Source organism: Nitrospira sp., assembly GCA_016788885.1.
Classification (GTDB): domain Bacteria; phylum Nitrospirota; class Nitrospiria; order Nitrospirales; family Nitrospiraceae; genus Nitrospira_A.
In genome coordinates this window covers 59,070-77,077 of sequence record JAEURX010000010.1, presented here as the reverse complement: position 1 = coordinate 77,077, position 18,008 = coordinate 59,070, and the positions used below count along the sequence as shown (strand labels likewise).

Sequence of the window (18,008 nt, the reverse complement as noted above, 5' to 3'; positions counted from 1 at the left end):
AAGGCAGCCGCAGCCGTTATTTCCCCCGCCCCTTTCCCCGAATCGGGCGAGGAGGCGTCGGCGTCGGTTGATCGCCGAACCGTTTCTTGTCTTCTTCAATCGCTTTTTCCAACGCCGTGATCTCTGCCTGATATCCCGTCGACTGTTGATCGATCTGCCGGGTGAAGGTGGCTTTGGCCTCGGCGAGATTGGCGACCCGCGTCTTTAACTCGGCCACCGTCGCCTCCCTTGCCGCAATCGTGGCGACCTGGGTCGGTGGTTTCTTGAATGCCGCCTCCAGGGACGCCCTGGCCTCGCCGATCACCTTCGCCTGTTCTGCTACCATCTGATTCAAGGTTGCCATCTGTATTCTCCTTTAGCTGCCTGCCAGACCTATGGTCGATTGAAGCCGGAGATCGGCGACGGAAGGCCGCCGAAATTCACGGGATTGGCCTGAGCCAGATTCCCCATATAGACGGCCTCCTTCATGCCATGGAAATCCACGGACGGGATCGGCACATTCGTCTTGATGTGGTTGCCCATCACAATCGCGCTCCTGGCCGAGAGCGACACCGTAGCCGTTCCTTGAGCGGCCACGCTGAAATGCCAACAAAAATTATTGCTGAAGAAGAGCCGTTCGAAGCGGCGAAACAGATTGTCGCTCACATTCTGTTGGGCGACCTCGACTAAGGCCGTCCGGCCTGGCCCCAGGAATTTGTTGTCGAGAATCTGCGCGCTGAATCCAAAGACAAGCTGGCCCGAGCCCAACGTGATCGCCTGCTCCAACCAGCCGCGCATCCACAGCGCGCGGTGCTCCAGATTGGCATCCAACAAGGCAGCGTTGGCGTAGGTGATCAAATTGCTCTGCACGCGCGCCTCCAAAATCAAATCCGCGATGACACCCCACGAGAGCGCGCTGATCGTCGCGTTGTCGGGCGACACGCCCGTATTCATCACCTCACAGGATTCCACACACAATTCGCCAAGCTGCTGAGAAGCGCCGATGCCGATCGACGGCGCCTGTTGGTAACCGCAGTTCAACACCCGGTTCTCGGTCAGGGCACACTTGGCAAACCCGACCAGACTCAGAATGCCCCAATGCCGCATGTCCTCCACGCGATTCTGGCTGCACGTGAAGGAGGTATGAAAGACGGCCGTGATGCCTCCGCCCCCTCGCATTAGACTGTTGTCGACCAGCACATTGGCCGTGCCACCACTGGTCGCGATGGGCCAGGTCGTATTGGTGAGACGATTCCCCTGCAGACGCGCGCGACTGGACGCGACCAACAGAATCCCGAATCCCACTTCCTGCGTTTCACTCTCCACTCGATTATCGAGCAGCTCGGCCCCTTCATTGCCGATCACCACAATCCCATCCTGGACCCCGAGGAGAAGATTGCCCGACAGCCTCCCCCCGATTGATCCGAGACTGCCGTTCGCGCCAAGTTTGGCCAATAGCAGCGCGATGGGGCGGACTGTTCCGGCTTCTTTCAGCATCGAACGGAGTTGATTGCGTTCCACGACTGCGTTCCGGCCGCTCACCGAGATGCCACCGTACTCGGGAGAATTGTAGAGAAGAATATTGTCGCTGATGACACAGCCATCGGCGGCCACATCGATCCCGAAGGCCTTGATGGTGGCATTCTCTAATGCAACACCCAATCGCACGATGTAGTTCCCGGTAATGGTCGATCCTGCGGCCAGCGAAAAAGGCGCGCCGGTCAAAAGACCGTTGTTCAGCACAATACCGAACACGAAACCCAGGATACGATTGTCTTCAATGCGCGCCGGGAACGACAGGTCCTGTAACAGCAGCGCCACCAGACCCCCGTCGCTCTGGCGCTTGTTCGCGGCATCGAAACTGTTGCCGACCACGACGAGGCCGGTCGTGTCGGCGAGTGTCCAGATTCCGTACTGCACGTTGTCGATCACGCAGTGCATGACCTGCACATCGGTGCTGCGGCTGATGACGAGACCGGCCACCTGGTTCAATGTCTGCGCGTGCAGGACGCAGCGCTCGATTGTGGTCTCGCGGCAACGGTCCACCGTGACCATCCCTTGCAGCCCTTGTCCTTGCTGGGGTTTGGTCGCCAATTTGAAGGACACCCCCGACACGGTGACATGCTCCAACAGCAACCCGTCGGGATGCCCGATGTGCAGAAGCTCCGTGCCGTTCTTGCGCACGACTCGCGCCCCCACGGTTTCCCCGTGCAAGGACACGTTGGATTGTTCGATCCGGATCGGCGCCTCAATTTCGTGCTCGCCGACTTTGAGACAGACGCATCCGCCCGCTTCCGGAAGGGAATCGAGGGCGGCCTGAATATCCTCACCGGGCCGCACCACCACCGTGCAACAGCCGGGTGTGAGCTCCGTGAGCGGAGGGAACACGGTCCGGCAATCGTGAATGTCTCCGTCGGCTTCGATGATCGCGAGATGACAATAATGGTGATACAGCCCGAGCGGAGGCGCCAGATCGAGACGTTCGATATCGGCATCCGCGGTCCTGGCCGCGAAACACCAGTAATCGCCGCTCTGTGCTGTCCCCCCTGCCTGGACCGTCAGAGTCGCTTGCACCCCATGCTCCAACAGGAAACTGGGATTGGCTGCAGACAATTCGATCAACCCGTCGGTGGTGAGGTCCAGGTTGACCAATTGCGATCCGTCGGGTTTGCGCACTATCCCGGTTTGATCCCACCGGATCACGCGCAGATGTTTCGTCGCATCGGCCACTCCCTGGGGGAAATCGGCGATCGGCAAGGCCGGGGTGAACGTCAATGTCTTGTTGGTGTCATCGACCGTCACTTTGCGCATCTCACCAGGCAAGCCGGCGAACTCGCGCGCATCACTGGTCAATTCCACCCAGTCTCCGGTCTTGAACCGCAGCACATTGTCGCGCCCCAGGCTTTCCACGCGCACGGTTGTCCGGCCGGCCATGATTTCGACCAGGGCGGTCGCAACATGCGCATTCTCACGCGACCATTTCACCTTGGCCGTCGTGTTCGTCGCACTGTGCACTTCGACGCGATACAGGTGGTTCTCCAGGCCGCGGTACCCGCCCGTCGGCGGCACGAGACAAGGGTCTGGCTCCGTGGTGACGGCCACCGTGGTGGTCGTCAGTCGCGCGGACGAGGGGCGATTTCTCGCCGGCCAACCGGGAACATCCTCCAAGGGCGTCTCACAATTGACCTCCGCCGGGATGCCACCCAGTATCCTGACCTGCCAGGCGGTCTGGTTCCTGGTGGTTGTATCCACGTTCACTGCCGGCTCGATAAGGTCCGGCGCCTGCAGATATGTGACTTCCCGGCGCCACACGTCTAAGTAGACCAGCGACCGCACCTGAGACGGAATCGTCACCGGCCCTCCAAAGGGCTGATCCTTCACCGGCAGCGCCGCGGTGCCGTACTGTTCTTCGATCGTCGCATCGAGTACCGGCGCAGTCCCATGGTTCTCGGCCAGGTATCCGTCGACATACATCCGCCCCTGTCCGACGGTCAATTCTCCGCCGTTGACTTCGATCTTGAATCCGTCCGGCGTCTCATCCGGCACGCCGCAGCGTCCCACCACATCGATGGTCTCCGCGCGCCAGCGACGATCCTGCAGATCCACATACTCATTCCAGTCGGCATCGAGGTCCACGCGCCCCTGCTGCCGAAGCACTCCCTGGTACAGCTTTTCGGGGTTGAATCGTTTACGGCTGTAATCGCCACTCATGTGCGCTCTCCTGCTAGATCGTTCGTTTCACTTCCATAGTCATGACCGGAGGTTACGTCGAATAGAAGATGCCTGCCTCCAGCCCGAACCTCAGATACTCCTGCAATCGAATGTGCAGATTGTCTGCCCGATGCGGAGCGAAGACGTCGTGGAACACTCCCATTTCAGATTCATCGTCCGCCCCACGAAGGATTTCCTCCGGACAATGTCCTGCCAATTGCCCATAAACGGCCTGCCCATAGCGGCGAGCGGTGAAGGCCGGCCGGACACGCGCCTGCGTCGCCAGCGTGATAGCCTCTGTTTGCGGAGCGGTGAGGCTGCCCTTCGGCTGGTCGGCTTCCAACAGGGCCGCCTCCACGGCCAAATCCGGTTGGCAGCGGTACCGGCGGGGGACAATCGAATTGAGCGGCACGAAAGAAAACCGGCAACAGCCTTGCTGGTTTTGCTCCGACCAGACAGGATGACTCCAGCTGTCGCCAGGGGCGAGGGCGGCCGCGAAGATCGTATTCGACGCGAGATCCAATCGTTTCGTATGCGCCTTGCCTATCACCGTGCAATTCACGATGCTCAGCACCCCGCCGGGGCCCTGGCCGTCGAGAGCTGCATAGGCCACGCCGGTCGGCGAGGCCGCATCAACGAGTGTATTGGTCATTGAGACTTCGGTATTATCCACCGCGCGGATGCCGCCCAGCAGGCAGTGATCGATCTCGATGGTGGCCCCCTCCCGTTCGATCACCAACGACGGCACGGACGGCGACACCGGCTCGCCCTCTCTGGTCAGACTCAGCCCCGGCACCAGCGTGCAGTGGCGCAGTCGCAGGATACGAGTGCCGACGGCACCCGCCGCAACGACGCGCAGCCGCCCGCCGGTGATGAGCAGGCCGTTCAAGGTCAGTTCCGTCTCCGGCGCCAAGGTGATCGTCCAGTCGCCGTTGAGTTCCAGCGTCGGGCGATGTTCGTTGGCGGCGCGCACTTCTACCTTCGCGGCTGCAGGAAGGTTCACGCTCAACGTTTCTGCATAACGCCCGCTGTCGGCAATCTGCACAATGCCGCCGGCCTGGGCTGCCGTCAGTGCGGCTTGCAGGCTCTGGCCCTGGGTCACCGTCGCAAAGCCGCCGCCAAGCGCAAAGGTTTTCCCTCGCTCGTACGATCCCCCGCCGGTCGGCATGCTGAACCCATAGTGATACGTCACGCGCAGATTGACCGGCGGAGTACCAGGCGGAACGGCGATTCTCCCCAGCACCGGATCGACCGAGACCTTGCTCACCGGAAGATGCGCCCAGGTGGCACCGTTATCCGCCAGATTGCAGACCTGCACCTTCCCGAGGCTCGTATCCAGATTGTCCGCCTCGAGGAACAGGCTCAATTGCGGGCCGTAGTATTGAGCAAGATACGTGTCCAACACCCTGCGGCTGATCGGCTCCGGCACGTTCAACGGTTCGGCCAGGTGCGTGATGTCCGTCTCCGACTGTGGTCGGGTAAAGAGCGGCTGGTTGTTCCCCAAGGGACTGAACAGAAACCGTTCGTCGTCGACGCGGAAGGCGGGCGAGCGGCGCACCGCAAACGCATCCAAGCGCCAGAGGAACAGGCCGACGTTGGGAATATTGTAGCGTCCCTGCTGTGTCTCAATACGCCGCATGTCGACGGAATGCGCGATCGCATTGAAGGCCGTGTCCCGCCGCTCCAAGGCTTCCCAATTCCGCAGGTCCACGGACGCGAGATTGGTCGGGCGCAGGTGGTTCATATATTGACTGGTTTCGAGCCACTGAAAAAATTCCACCGCCCGCGCATTCCAGCCGGTGACATCCCTGGCCAGTTGTTCCAGGACGGTCGCGGTTCCTTTCCGGCGACGGTAGGCAATGGTATTGGCCACCTCCGCCCTGGCACTGCGGGTGCGATCGGTAACGGCGTATAAGGTTCGATAGCCGATCAAGTCTCCGATGTATGGCGCCACCCAGTCGGCGCAGGTCTCTATGAACTGATCGTCGTAGAGCTGATCGAGATTCTCCCGAAGCGCGGCGATATCTTCGGCCAACACCTCGCACAAGGCACGCAGCGCGCCGTTCTGCTCCGCATCACGAATGCGGTAGATCGCGGGAAGAAGCTGATACAGTTTGTCTGCTTCTGAATTCATTGGATCGCCTTCAGTTGAGTCAATGATTCGGGATCGAGCAACAACAGTTCCGCCGCCGGCACCACCCCGTCCGCACCCATCGCCGGACGATCGGCAATCAAGCGCGGCTGAATCGACGGCAGCGACTGGTCTGTGCGCGCGAACCGGTCCAGATCCACCGCCACGACACCGGGAACCGCCTGGATTGCGGCGATCACTTCACTCAGCGCAACCGGCTGCCCAAAGGCCCTGGCCTCGAACGCATACCGCTGCTGAAGGCCGGCGGATATCGCATCCATCACCACCTCGATCACATGGTCCGGATCGATCGTGACCGTGCCTTCGACTTCGAACCAGGCCTGCCGGTACGGCTTCACCGTGAACACCACAAAGGGATCTCCGTACGTACGCAATGACGCTTTCAATTTCGTGATGACGGAGCCGTCTTCCTCCAACAGTTCTCCAGCCGGTCCGGCGACCGTGAGGAAAATGCTCCGCTTGCGGCCATCCCAGACCCAGACGGCCTGGGCCTTGGCGACGCCGGAGAACGTCCTCGCGAAATCTTCGTAATCCTGCAACGACACCGCGCGATCGAGCGTGAGCACCGTAAGCGGCGCGTTCGTACGCGCGTCGTCTCTCGACTCCGGATCTTCGGCTCCCTGCGCAGCCTCCGGATTCAGGACCCCTTTTAATCCGAGTGGTCGACTCATCAGGAGGCTCAATTGCCCGGTCCGGGCGAGTCCGCCAAGACCGATGCCCTTGCGGTACTCGGCCCGCACGTTGTTCTGGCCGGTCGGCAACCGCGCTCCAGAAATCCCGTCGCCAAAGCGGATTGTGGTGCGGCCTTCGTCATCTCGCCTCGTGATGTAAATACGCTCGGTGGGGCCGTGTCCGTAGAAAAACGGGACCTCTTCCCACAGAACCTCATTGACATACACCTTCAACGTCGAGGCTGAACCGGTCGGCGTATCGGCGCTCACATAGGTCAGAGGCGGTTGGCGCAAGATGAACTGCTGATACGGCGTGGACGCGTCGCCGCTGCCCAAGGGTTCCTTCACGCTTTCTCCGTGGGTCGCTGCGGCAACGTTGGCGTTGATGCGGACCGTCGCCCGCTCGTATACATTGACCAACGCCGTTGCGAGTTGCACGGTCGTGCGATCGCGATCCTGGGTGATGCTGGTCCCAATCGCCTCGTCGATGAGGACAATTTCAGACACCGTCTCAGTGGCGGGATCCGACGAGACCAGCTCGATCTCCTCTGCGCCGATATCCAAGAGCCCCGTACGGCCGTCCCGATCCATCAGCGGCAACCGCAGCAACGGCGAGGGAGCCTGCGTCAGCGATGCCCCGAAGTCCTCCGGCGTCAACGGAAGAACCGATGAACCATCCACAATTGACGGACAGCCGGTCATGCCAAGCACATCGCCCGGCAGCAGCAACACTGAGCTCCCGTCGTCCAACACCAGAGCCGGTGGTGGTTGAGGCCCACCCCATGGGACCTTGTGCCCTTTGAATGGTGACGGGGCCGGATGTTTCAGGCGAATCGCCTGGCGAACACCGGTCACGGCAAGAGGACGCCCCGGTATCAGACCGTCCACCAGTTGATCGAATGCCAGCATCTCACCGTAGACCGGGTATAGAAGCGGCAAGGCGGCCGTGGTGAGTTCTTCGCTCTGAGCAGAGACCGTCATGGTGCGCAGCAGATCCAACTTCGAACTCGAAGCTTTCGTCCAACCTGCGCTCAAACTGAGTCTCGTTCCATTCCCGGCAATGCCGTATCGCGCGACTGAACGATGGACGACATCGGTCGCCACGGCAAACGTCCAAATGCGTGTGCCGTTCGCCGGATCGTCTTGCTCGATGACAACGAAACCATCCTTGAGGATCTTGTCGTTCCGGCTGCTGAGGGTGAGGCGCGTCACCGTCTCATCGGCGTCCAACGCCCACTCACTGAATGTGCCTTGAAACACGCCGCTACTATTGAATTGCGGCTGCAATGGCGCATTGTGCCCGAAGGGCGAAGCCTGGCTTCGTAGGACATAGACCCCCGGCTTAGTCGCCGCGATAGTTTTCGCACTGGTGGACATGGTTGTGAGTAACAGCTTCGTGCTGCGGCGATCAGGGTCTGATATCACCCTGGTCACGCGGCGGATTGAGGCTTCAAAACCACTGCCGCTTTCCACGACAACCAGTACCACCTCCCCCACCGTCAGGCCGAGGTTACTGCCCGACAGCCACAACTCCGGCATGTTCCAACTCAGCGGTTGCGTGGAGGTCTGCTGGGCCAGGAGCGCGTTCCACGCCGGTCTCGCTTCGATGGCCTCAACCGTCTCGAAGGTTTGGGGTTGCTCATCCGGCCCGGGAACTGTCTGCACCTTCGTCCCGACCGCCAAAGTGATCGGCAGAGCCGCCTGTGCCGGCAGGCCGGGATTGTCTTCCAGCGTGAAGGCCAGATGCGTGGACGCAGCCAGACCTGGACCAAGTTGATATCCGAGCAGGCGCGACTGCTCCAGAATCGAGAGCCGCTCCGTGGCAGTCCGCACATAGGCTTCATTGGCGATACGCTCTTGGTAGAACGTGAGGATGTCGCCGGTGACGGCCCAGGCGTCGAGCAGCGCGATGGTGAAGTCATCGTCGTCGCGTGTTCGCAGGCCCCGCAACACCGGCCAGCGTCCGTCGGATAGGCGCGCATGGAGACTTTGGCGAAACGTCCGGTAGGTCCCCACGCGATAGGCAATCGCCGAAAGACCCGGCCGATTGACGAGCAGGCCGGGAGTGGAAGCCTCGATGCCGGCGCAGCAGCCGCATTCGTTCCGAGCATCCTGACTCATTTCCCGCCTCCCAGGGTGACGGTCAACCGGCCATGCTCCGGGAAATTGCGGTCATTGTCCAAACGGGCAATCTCCAGGGCGGCCATGTCCAGACGTCCACTATCCAATCCCGCACTCTCCGGCACAGCCTGCCGCTGGAAGGTGCGTACCTCCACGGACTCCACCCCCGTGACCTGATGGGCAGCCCCGTAAATCGCACTCAGGTACACCGGCTGCCCGAAACTCCAGCGATCCGGATGAAACAGGCCCTGGCGGCCGTCCGGCAAGTCCCGATTGCTCAACACGTCAAGAAGTTCGCGCTCGACGTCGCTCCGGAAATGGTCGGGCTGCACACAGACATGCAGGTCGATTTCCAACGACACGAACTGCGGGCCGTCGACCTCGACGTCATGACCGGCCATGCGATACCGCTCGACATGGGCGCGGATGTCGGTCTCGAACTCGTCCGACACTACGGCGCCTCCTTCACGATCGACCGTCACGAAGACCGTATGCCAGCTGCCCGTCCAGCGAAACGTGGCGGCGGCCCGCTGCACGTCGGCTCGGCGTTCGGTCACTTCGGCGTAATCAGCCTCGGTCACGGCACGCTCCTGTACCCGATAGGCCACCGGCGCGCGCTGGCGCACGTCCTGCAACGATTCCGGATCCTGCCCACCAACGGCCGGCAACGGATTCCGCACCAGGGTGATTTCAGGAAGGGCGAGCGCGATGTGGATCAGGGAATCCGCCCCAATGTTCCCGGCTCGTCCATTGCCTACTCGATAGGTGGCAGTAAACCCCGTGCCCGATTCCGGCCGGCGACCGTGCACATCATCTCCGAAGCGAATCGTGCCGCTGCCGTCATTCTCCACTTCAACGACATACTCATCCGCCTCCGCGCTGCTGTTCAGCAGGTCGCGTCGCACCGTCCAAGTCGTCGTCTCCGCGCCTTTGGTTCCCGTCAGGCTGATGGATGGTTGCACCTCACGCAAGTCCCACTGCAGCGCAGTCCCGGCCGATTTCGCATGGTCGTAGGCCGGCCCCGCATGCGTGAGCGGTCCTTGGGACAGACCCGGCCGGAAACGTACTGGAACCGACTCACGAGTGAGCGAAGCACATCGGTCCGCCTCCTTCGATCGAGGCATGACCAAAAACGGCTCCGGCACGGAGCCCAGCGACTCTTCCGCCAGCGTGACCCCATGATCGGCCAGGACGAGGTTCCCGCGAACCAACGTGACGGCATCACGATAGCCGGCGCTCGTGGCGGCGGAGACACAGAATGGAAACGGCAGGGCATCCTCTTGATGCCAGGTGAGTTCGGTAATCGGCTGGTTCGTGACCGGGTCGGTGAGCGGCCCGCCACCCTCGGCCGTTGCTACCACTTGATCCAGCCGCACGACATGACGTCTGGTAGGATCGGCATCCGAGGATGACCCCGTTTCCGGACCCAGGACTTCCTCGAACATGAGGATCATACCCGGCTTCAGCTGCGGATGATGGCCAGCGAGAGTAGCCGAGGTCGATCCCTTCGGCAGGCAACAGCGTTGATCACTCCAACTGTAAAATCGCAACTCGTTGTGATCGGCATAGAGAGACTGCAGGGACTCCATGGCCTCAAACAGCATGTCGGCTTGTTCGTAGATCCGCGGATCGTCGGCAATGACGGTCGGCTGCCCCTGGATAAATGTCGTAAATTTCGTGCCGATGGGAATGGCCGGATTGGCGGGGTCGACCCGGACCACGTCGGCGGAAACTTGGACGTGCAGCCAGGTCCTGGCGTTGCACCCTTCGCTCATGAAGTAGTCCATCAAACGAGCATGACGCCGGATAGAGACGCGGCGCCGCGCGGTCCCCAGGTAGGCTTCGGTCGCGACCGCATCCTGCTGATAACTCAATTGATCGGCGGTATAGGCCAAGGCTTCGACCAGCATGACTCCGAGATCTGCGGGACTACGCTCGGTCCATTCCGGCATCAGTGCCGACATCCGGTCGAGCATGACCCGGCGAAAACTGGCATAGTCCTTCGCCAAGTAGTCGATCACCGGCGCCGGTTCGGGGACTTCCGGACAGTGCGGTTGCGGAGCACAATCGAAGGGGCTGGGACATTCGACCTTGAACGAAAACTCGATCGCGGAGAGTTGCGGATCGATCCCGGACGGCACCGCATCATTCAAGGCATCGGTCACCAGACGCAGAGTGTACGTAGAGAAGTCACCCGGCTGATCCACTTCGACGGTCAGGACATGGGCGGCGGGCCCGCTCCCCGCAACGGCAGACAGTACATGGAACGTGGTGATGCGCTCTCCACCTTCGAGCGTGATGTTGCTCACCGTCAATGTCAGCGATCCCAACGGCTTCACAAAATGGAGCTCGAGTTTCCGTTGCCGCTCGGCCTCAGTCGGCGCGGCATGATCAATGACTTCCAGAAAATCGATTCCGTTGAGGGTCGGATGGTTGCGCACCACCTGACGACGCAACTCGTCGCAACAGGAATACGTCACGCGCTCCCTCCTTGCACGAAGGTCCCGACGACGCGGGCGCCGGTCTGTTTGATCACGTACTGCACCGTCACCCGCAACGTTGAATCCACGACTTCCACCTGCACCGATTCCACCAGGATCCATTCGCTGAGCCAGCGTTGCAGCGAACTCTGCACCAGCATCTGAGTGGTGGCAGCCAGCACCACGCTGTTGGGCGAAAAGACCAACTGCAAAAGGCCGCTCCCGAAATCCGGCCGCATGACGCGCTCTCCGGGGTGGGTGAAGAGCACCTGCTCGATGAGGTCACGAATGTGGTCGGCGTCGGACGTGCCGGCGGTGCGGCCACGCGCATCAAACCGATAGGGAAAATCCACCTGCGTCATCGTTACACTCCCATGACCCTGGTTTGAGTGACCGAGGCGAGCAGCGGCGTGCTGGAGGGCGCGCATATCGCCTGACTATCGATCAGCAACAACGGCAGGCCGTTGCTCGTCACTCTGGTGGCAGCCGTGATGTACTGCGCGGTGACGCAGGGGCCGTTCGCGGCTGTGGGCGGTGGCAGCGTGCAGCCGGCCACCACGTAGAGACTGTTCATCGGCACGGTCGGTTGCCCGCTGACAAGCACGCGCGGGTTCGGGGCCACCGGCGTCGCCTGCCCCGCATGCGCACACATGACGGTCGCCCCGAGGTGCAAGAGAAAACCAGGCATCAGTGTTCGCTCCATTGATAAATCGTAGATCGTCGCTGGATGCTCAACATGAGCAAACAGCAAGGCCGCAGTGAATGCAGGCCCGAAGCGTATTCTTGGTCGTACGTTGAGGGTCTGCATGACACGAGAACGCCGCTGGGGGTCATTTTCAGTATCCTGCTAAATGATTGTGAGGGCGCCATTATTGATTGTGACCGCAGGTCCTACCAACGTCACCATCGCCCCCTTGCCGTTTTGAATATAGATTCCCGTATCGTTCACGATGAGTGTGGCGCCGGTCGCGCTCTTCAACATGATGCCGCCGGTCGGGCCCGGGACGTCGCTGATCACAATCGCGTTTTGCGCCGTCGTTTGGAGCACGATGTTGGGACTAGCAGGAATACCAGCGAGCGCCAGCACCGGTACTTCGGCGACGCTGCCGTACCAGCAGCCGCTCCAGATGGGGTAATCCATATTGCCCTGCTCGAACTCCACCCAGACGCCCGCGCCGATTTGCGGCAGCATGTAGGCGCCCATCTGCTTGCCGCTGGCGGGAAAACAGGGCATGGCCCAGGAGGTCGGAATCAACCCGGCGACGTCCGGCACCTGCACTTGCAACCGCCCCATTTGCATGGGGTCGATATTGTTCAAGACCGTGCCGCGATACTTCCCGTAATATTTCTGCGCGTCACTCATACCGGCACCAGCGGGGTGATAGAGACCAATCCGTTCCGCGTGAGACGGAAACTCTGCTTGCAGCTCCCGCGCTTGATGGTCGTGGTCACGCTGTCTACGTAGTACAACCCGTCGAAGGCCAACCCGGCCCCGCGCACCCCGACCAACCCGCGCGCCGTCAGCAGCCGACCGTACCGCGCGACATCCAGGGAGCCGCTCCCCGTCACCGCGTCCATTGATTCGCTCGACGCCTTCAGTCCCTCATTGAGCGCCTCGGGCGCCGAGAGTTTCCCGGTCGCCTTCAACATGGACAGTTTCGTCACCGGCGGACCGACCAGGCCCAACGGCGGCTGCAACGGGTTGATGTCGGGAATCGGAATGGGAATGGGCACCTTCGTCAACGCGTTGTGAATCATCACGATGGGCAGGTCCTTTTTCGTCGAGTTGAACTGGAAGCTGAGCGACTCCACATTGCGATCAAAATCCATATCGACATTGAGCGCCGGTTGCGGAATGCCCACCTTCAGTTGAGGCCCCCAATAGGCCGTATTGGTACCGGGCACTGGCCCCGGATCGACGTAGAACACGTACCCGGCTGCCTCGGCCAATTGGAGGATGTAGTTGAGGTCGGTTCCCTGCTGCGACGGAATCCGCATCGTCGGAATCGGCACATCGAAGCCGATCGGCGGGATCGCGAGTGGGATCACGCCGAAGATCGCATACTTCGCCAGAATAGCCGTGACGCGCAGGTTAGCCGGCATGGCTGGAAACGGCAAGCCGTCGAACGCCTGCAGGTCCATGACTTTGGTGAGATCCTCGCCGGTGATCGTCAACGTCGATTCTCCCGGCTTGTCGCCGGAGGTGATCTCCTGGTTGGTGATCACTCCGTCCATCAGCACGTGAGGAATCAAGTTGATGGTTGCCACCAGGATGACTCGCATCATCGGTGTCCGCGTCGCCGCAACCAGGAATGCCTGCTGTAGGGGTGACTTGTTCTGAATCGTCAACTGCAGTTGGAATCCGCCGGGCGTGCCGGTCGCGCTGGTCACCTGCACCTCGGTCAGGGCGTCCAGCACCGGCTGAGGGACGGGAAACGGGACCACCGGTCCCGCCAACAATGTCAGATGAACACCGTTAAGCACCGGAAACCCCCGTGACGCCTTCCGGCAAGGCGATGTGCACGACCGCGTTCAACCGTTCAACGAGCGCGTCAGGCCGCACCGTATCGTTCGCATCGCACAAGCGCCAATATTGTTCCGGATCGCCGAGATACGTGTTGGCGAGATGGTCCGGCCGCTCGCCGGCCGTCACCCGATGCTCCTGGACGACGGTAAATCGGTCACTCGCCGGCACAAAGCGCCGCCGCAAATGCACCACCATGGTCCCGTCGCTCCCGACGACCGACGTGGTCTTCACCCCGTAATACCGGCTCGTCGGCGGAAAGGGATTGGGCTTGAGTGCACTGTCTAAGAGTGTCTGTAATGGATCGGCCATTCCTTCAGCCTCCTATCCTCTGCGCGCGTGAGTCGTCACGGAATCCCCGTCAGCCCGAGCGCACCAAGGGTGCCGCTCTGCGCCTTCGCGCGCAGCCCTTCCTTCTGCTGCAGATAACTCATGAACAAGCTGCCCGCCTTATGCGTAAACCCCACATCGTCGACGGACAGCACCCGCATGCCCAGGCTGACTTTCGCGCGAATGGGGTTGAGGTTCGGATCGAAGGCCTCCTCGGTCACACTGAAATCAGTCAACCGGACCGGGATGACACGATGTTGCCCGAAGACAAACAGCGGCAACGCGGTCTCCATCGGCAAAATTTCGAGCGTCCCCAGGCTGGACAGCGTATGGTTCGTGGTCAATTGTCCCGTGCTGGGATACAGCAGCGTTTCGAGGGCCGCGAGCTGAGGAGAAATTCCGGCTTCTCCGACCGTGCGATCGCCGGCTTCCATCTCGTCGGTCGCGTCGATTTCCGCATCCAGCTTGATGGTCTCCACCGCCGGCCCCTTCAGCCGGAGCGCTTCAGACCGGTCTCCACCTTCGCTTGCCCCCTGTACTTGCAACGTCCGGCTAAGCGACTCCGGGTTGTACTGTAGGGCGATGATCCGTTGCACCTGCGCCGTGGCCGAGTCGATCAACACGATGCCACCCTTCAGAAGTCTTGGGGAACCGGGAAAGCTGCTCATCCCTGGCCGATCCTTTCTCGTCTGTCGCCCATCATCGTTCAGCCCATTCCATTGGAGGGTTGCGGTTGCCCCTGTCCGGCGGGTGTCTGTCCAGCAGCCGGGCCTTGAATCGAAAATGAAAGTTGCGCCATGGCCGGCGCGTCGAATTCGACGACAAAGGGCACATCCCCCGTGAGTGCCGTGGCTTCAAAGCGAGAGAGTGGAACCGTGGCGACTTGTTCGGGAATGCCGCCGCAATGGCCGGGACAGAGGTCGACCGTATCCTTCACCGTGAATCGAACGGAAGGAGTCACCGTGATCGTTCCGTCGGGATTGGTTGCCAGATCGGCATGGATCGTGGCATCCCGAGCATCGTTTTGCGGCGAGGCCGTCGCTCCGATTGGGTTGGAGAGCTGGTCTTTTCCCACTCCGCCCGCCAGGTTGCCCGGTATGCCTGACACAAAGTTCATCTCCCTGGCGCCCTTGGGCCGGTCAAGATCTTGCCGTTCGGATGATAGTTGTGTGGTGAAATCGACGGCGCGTGATGGGCCAGCCGGTATCGAAGCAGGGGCCTGCTCGAGATGGCGGCGGAGCGCGCCAACAAGGTATTGGGCAGAGGACATCGTCACGCCTGCTCCTTGAAAATCTGCCCCAAAAGAAGCGGTGAGGTCCACCGGTGGAGACCCGCCGTTGAGATACGTCTCCCACAATGGAACCACTCGCGCATCGACCTTGCGTTTGATCCCTTCGAGCAACACTGGTCGAGCCCACAGCAACTCCGCCTTGGCACGATTCACGTCTGCGAAGGGCTGGCAAAACGTCGCGGGACAGCCCGGCTCGGACCATCGCGCAGATTGAGTGCTGGGGGAGTTCGCGAGTCGATCCAATTGATTGAGTGCAGCCTCTTCGGCGCGCTTGCCCAATTCTTCGCTGGGATTGTCCCAAATGGCTTTGGCCGTGTCCGTCCAACTCGAGGAATTCTCAGTCGACGACTCCTCGTCCTCGGGGTCACGTTGGAGTGCATGCGCGGCGCCTCCCTGCTGCACGACGTGAGTCAGTTCATGGGCGAGGAGATGTCGGCCTGCCAGTGAGGTCGGCGCATATTGTCCCGATCGAAAGACGATGTCGTGCCCGACGGTGTAGGCCAGGGCTTTGACGGAGCGGGCCGACTCCGAAGCGCTGTGATCCGCATGGATGCGCACGTGTCCAAAGTCGAAGCCGAACCGGGATTCAAAGAATGTGCGTGTCGCGTGATCGAGGGGGTGTCCTGCGGACGCCAGCACATCGTGGACCACCGGCGGAGCCGTGGGGGGGCCGGCCGATGCCGAAGCGGAAGTCCGTTGCGCCACTGCGGGCGGTCCGACGGAGCGGCTGGCTTTGGCGCTTTGACAGCGCTTCACCGTCAAGACGAGTGCTCCTTCAGGACATGAGTAGTCGTAGAAGCACAGCGGAGTGGCCGCCGGCGGATGCTCTGTGGTGATCGGGCCCGGACCAGTGCCGACGACGATATCGGTCTGCCGAACGAGCACGCGTAGCACGAGGCCGTCGCTAAAATGCACGTAGCAGCCATAGTTCCCGTTCGCCACCGGTGGCTCGCAGTTGATGCGTTCGACGGTGGCTTGCGTCGGCGGCGTCAGGTGATTCCGTGCGTAGAACTCGGCGGCGCGCTTCGAAATACTGTCAGGATCGGCGCGCCAGCTGGGGCATGAGCTCTCTTCTTCCTTCGGCTTGGCCGGTTCGGCGGGTGGCTGGCTGTCCCCTTGGCTCTCCCGTTGCAGGAGCGGCATCCTGGCCACCCTTTGCGGTGCAATGCCGGAACGTGCCTTCTCGTGAAGCTGAGCACCATGGTCTGGCATTCGCATGACCTGCTCGGCCACACGATCGGCTTCTTGTTCATAGGCGTCGTGTGGGCTCCCGATGGTGAGCTTGGGTTGGACCTGTTGACCGAGCAACTTCTTGGTCTTGCACGCCTCACACTCCCCGCCAAGCGTTGCCGAGCCACCGCACGCGCAGGTGCGCTGAAGCAACGAGGGTCTGGTCTCGCCCGACGTGCAACCGGCGCCCTGTTGAGTTGGTCGGCTAAGAGCCGACGCGACGCTTCTCATGGTGTCGGACTCCCTTGGCCCTGCCCCTGCGAGATCGCGATCTGGTTCGGAGGACCGGAAGCGCATGCATAGAGTCGCAACACGTCTCCCGTTTGGCCTCCGCGTAGTTGCGCAGCGGTCCCATGCACGATGGGAGGTTTCGAGGGACTCGGTTTGGACAGCCAGAGCTCACCGCCGGCAGTGCGAAACGCGATGTGAGAGGGACCATCCATCGGGCTGCTGAATCCACTGCCATAGAGAGCCAAATTCGCGGCACTCTCACTTTCGACGGGAACGGCCTGAAACTGTTGAGCCATGAAATAGTCCCAAATGGCCGGCGCGACGATCTTCCCTCTTTCGACTTCTTTCAGATAGGTCTCCTGCGCGGATCGATGTCCCGCGACGGAACGGCGGATCGACTCCAGGTAGGTGGGCACAAGTCCCCAGACCTGATCTGGTGGATCGACTAAACCGAAGTTGCCGAGTGCCCAACCCAGGCAGTTGCCTCCGATGTTACAGAACGCTCCATCCACCGGCCTGACGATCACGGCCCACCAACCGCTTCCAAGATTCGGATAAGCGCTGAGGTAATCTTGTACGTCGACGCGATACCGCCACGCTGCAGACTGGGGAGTCAAGGATTCGGTGATCGCGACGAGGCGGAACGTTTCCCCACCGATCGTGATCTCCTGCCTCGCACCGGCATCTGTCGGTGGCGCATGAGTCGGCTCTACCGGGGCCGCTGCTGGTTGTTCAGTGGTACTTCGCTGAACGGTTCCTACTGCGGCGGATGCTCGTTGCTGCAGGACATGGCTGAGCTCATGGGCCATAAGTCGTTGGCCTGGCTTGGTCGTTGGCCTGTAGTGGCCGTCAGCAAATGCAATGTGGTTGCCCATCGTATAGGCGCGAGCGTTGACGGCATGGGCAGACGCGGCCGCTTCCCGATCAGCATGAACCCGCACACCTCCAAAATCATGACCAAAACGAGGCTCGAAGAACGCGCGGGTTGCCGTATCGAGCGGCGCTCCAGATGCGTCGAGCACATTCGACACCAACGGAGGCGCTGGAATTGCGAAAGCGGAGGATGACCAGCCCGTACGACGCAGTGCGAGCGGACCTGGCTGAGACTGTGCCGTACTGCCCTCACGCTGTCCGTGCGGCATATCCATGACCCGCGCCGCGACCCGATCCGCTTCTCGTTCATCTTCATCACCCGATTCGTTGATCTGCAACTTGGCAGGCATCGGCTGGCCGAGCATCTTCTTTTTTTCACATTCGGAACACGTACCCATGAGGCTGCTCGTCCCAC

The 18,008-nt window shown here is 61.4% G+C and carries 13 protein-coding genes; all 13 read right to left on the bottom strand.

What is annotated here, in order from left to right:
- Window positions 1-16: 16 nt before the first annotated feature.
- Window positions 17-343, bottom strand: a complete 327-nt coding sequence (locus tag JNL86_02440) for a hypothetical protein (protein MBL8041760.1) — start codon at window positions 341-343, stop codon at window positions 17-19.
- Window positions 344-372: 29 nt separating this feature from the next.
- Window positions 373-3,690, bottom strand: a complete 3,318-nt coding sequence (locus tag JNL86_02435; protein MBL8041759.1) for a right-handed parallel beta-helix repeat-containing protein — start codon at window positions 3,688-3,690, stop codon at window positions 373-375.
- Between the two features lie 52 nt (window positions 3,691-3,742).
- A complete protein-coding gene (locus JNL86_02430) occupies window positions 3,743-5,824 on the bottom strand; it encodes a hypothetical protein (GenBank protein ID MBL8041758.1) in 2,082 nt (693 codons plus the stop codon).
- Window positions 5,821-8,634, bottom strand: a complete 2,814-nt coding sequence (locus JNL86_02425; protein MBL8041757.1) for a putative baseplate assembly protein — start codon at window positions 8,632-8,634, stop codon at window positions 5,821-5,823. Before JNL86_02425 ends, JNL86_02430 begins: the two co-directional genes overlap by 4 nt.
- A complete protein-coding gene (locus JNL86_02420; GenBank protein ID MBL8041756.1) occupies window positions 8,631-11,114 on the bottom strand; it encodes a putative baseplate assembly protein in 2,484 nt (827 codons plus the stop codon). The genes JNL86_02425 and JNL86_02420 overlap by 4 nt, the downstream gene beginning before the upstream one ends.
- Window positions 11,111-11,476, bottom strand: coding sequence for a GPW/gp25 family protein (locus JNL86_02415; GenBank protein ID MBL8041755.1), 366 nt, complete (start codon window positions 11,474-11,476; stop codon window positions 11,111-11,113). The genes JNL86_02420 and JNL86_02415 overlap by 4 nt, the downstream gene beginning before the upstream one ends.
- Before the next feature lie 2 nt (window positions 11,477-11,478).
- Entirely contained in the window at window positions 11,479-11,802 is a 324-nt protein-coding gene (locus JNL86_02410; GenBank protein MBL8041754.1) for a hypothetical protein, read from the bottom strand.
- A 159-nt stretch (window positions 11,803-11,961) separates the two neighbouring features.
- Window positions 11,962-12,477 (bottom strand): baseplate assembly protein, encoded by a 516-nt coding sequence (locus JNL86_02405; GenBank protein ID MBL8041753.1) that lies wholly within the window; start codon window positions 12,475-12,477, stop codon window positions 11,962-11,964.
- Complete coding sequence (locus tag JNL86_02400) at window positions 12,474-13,598, bottom strand: hypothetical protein (GenBank protein MBL8041752.1); 1,125 nt, start codon at window positions 13,596-13,598, stop codon at window positions 12,474-12,476. Before JNL86_02400 ends, JNL86_02405 begins: the two co-directional genes overlap by 4 nt.
- A complete protein-coding gene (locus JNL86_02395; GenBank protein MBL8041751.1) occupies window positions 13,591-13,950 on the bottom strand; it encodes a LysM domain-containing protein in 360 nt (119 codons plus the stop codon). Before JNL86_02395 ends, JNL86_02400 begins: the two co-directional genes overlap by 8 nt.
- A gap of 35 nt (window positions 13,951-13,985) precedes the next feature.
- A complete protein-coding gene (locus tag JNL86_02390) occupies window positions 13,986-14,636 on the bottom strand; it encodes a hypothetical protein (protein MBL8041750.1) in 651 nt (216 codons plus the stop codon).
- Window positions 14,637-14,674: 38 nt separating this feature from the next.
- Complete coding sequence (locus JNL86_02385; protein MBL8041749.1) at window positions 14,675-16,720, bottom strand: DUF4157 domain-containing protein; 2,046 nt, start codon at window positions 16,718-16,720, stop codon at window positions 14,675-14,677.
- A complete protein-coding gene (locus JNL86_02380) occupies window positions 16,717-17,991 on the bottom strand; it encodes a DUF4157 domain-containing protein (GenBank protein ID MBL8041748.1) in 1,275 nt (424 codons plus the stop codon). Before JNL86_02380 ends, JNL86_02385 begins: the two co-directional genes overlap by 4 nt.
- Window positions 17,992-18,008 lie beyond the last annotated feature (17 nt).

What these genes read in the sequence shown, in the direction of transcription:
- JNL86_02395 (MBL8041751.1), bottom strand. Translation starts at nt 13,950, where the DNA reads ATGGCCGATCCATTACAGACACTCTTAGACAGTGCACTCAAGCCCAAT.
- JNL86_02405 (MBL8041753.1), bottom strand. Translation starts at nt 12,477, where the DNA reads ATGAGTGACGCGCAGAAATATTACGGGAAGTATCGCGGCACGGTCTTG.
- JNL86_02385 (MBL8041749.1), bottom strand. Translation starts at nt 16,720, where the DNA reads ATGAGAAGCGTCGCGTCGGCTCTTAGCCGACCAACTCAACAGGGCGCC.
- JNL86_02435 (MBL8041759.1), bottom strand. Translation starts at nt 3,690, where the DNA reads ATGAGTGGCGATTACAGCCGTAAACGATTCAACCCCGAAAAGCTGTAC.
- JNL86_02425 (MBL8041757.1), bottom strand. Translation starts at nt 8,634, where the DNA reads ATGAGTCAGGATGCTCGGAACGAATGCGGCTGCTGCGCCGGCATCGAG.
- JNL86_02415 (MBL8041755.1), bottom strand. Translation starts at nt 11,476, where the DNA reads ATGACGCAGGTGGATTTTCCCTATCGGTTTGATGCGCGTGGCCGCACC.
- JNL86_02430 (MBL8041758.1), bottom strand. Translation starts at nt 5,824, where the DNA reads ATGAATTCAGAAGCAGACAAACTGTATCAGCTTCTTCCCGCGATCTAC.
- JNL86_02440 (MBL8041760.1), bottom strand. Translation starts at nt 343, where the DNA reads ATGGCAACCTTGAATCAGATGGTAGCAGAACAGGCGAAGGTGATCGGC.
- JNL86_02390 (MBL8041750.1), bottom strand. Translation starts at nt 14,636, where the DNA reads ATGAGCAGCTTTCCCGGTTCCCCAAGACTTCTGAAGGGTGGCATCGTG.
- JNL86_02410 (MBL8041754.1), bottom strand. Translation starts at nt 11,802, where the DNA reads ATGCCTGGTTTTCTCTTGCACCTCGGGGCGACCGTCATGTGTGCGCAT.
- JNL86_02380 (MBL8041748.1), bottom strand. Translation starts at nt 17,991, where the DNA reads ATGGGTACGTGTTCCGAATGTGAAAAAAAGAAGATGCTCGGCCAGCCG.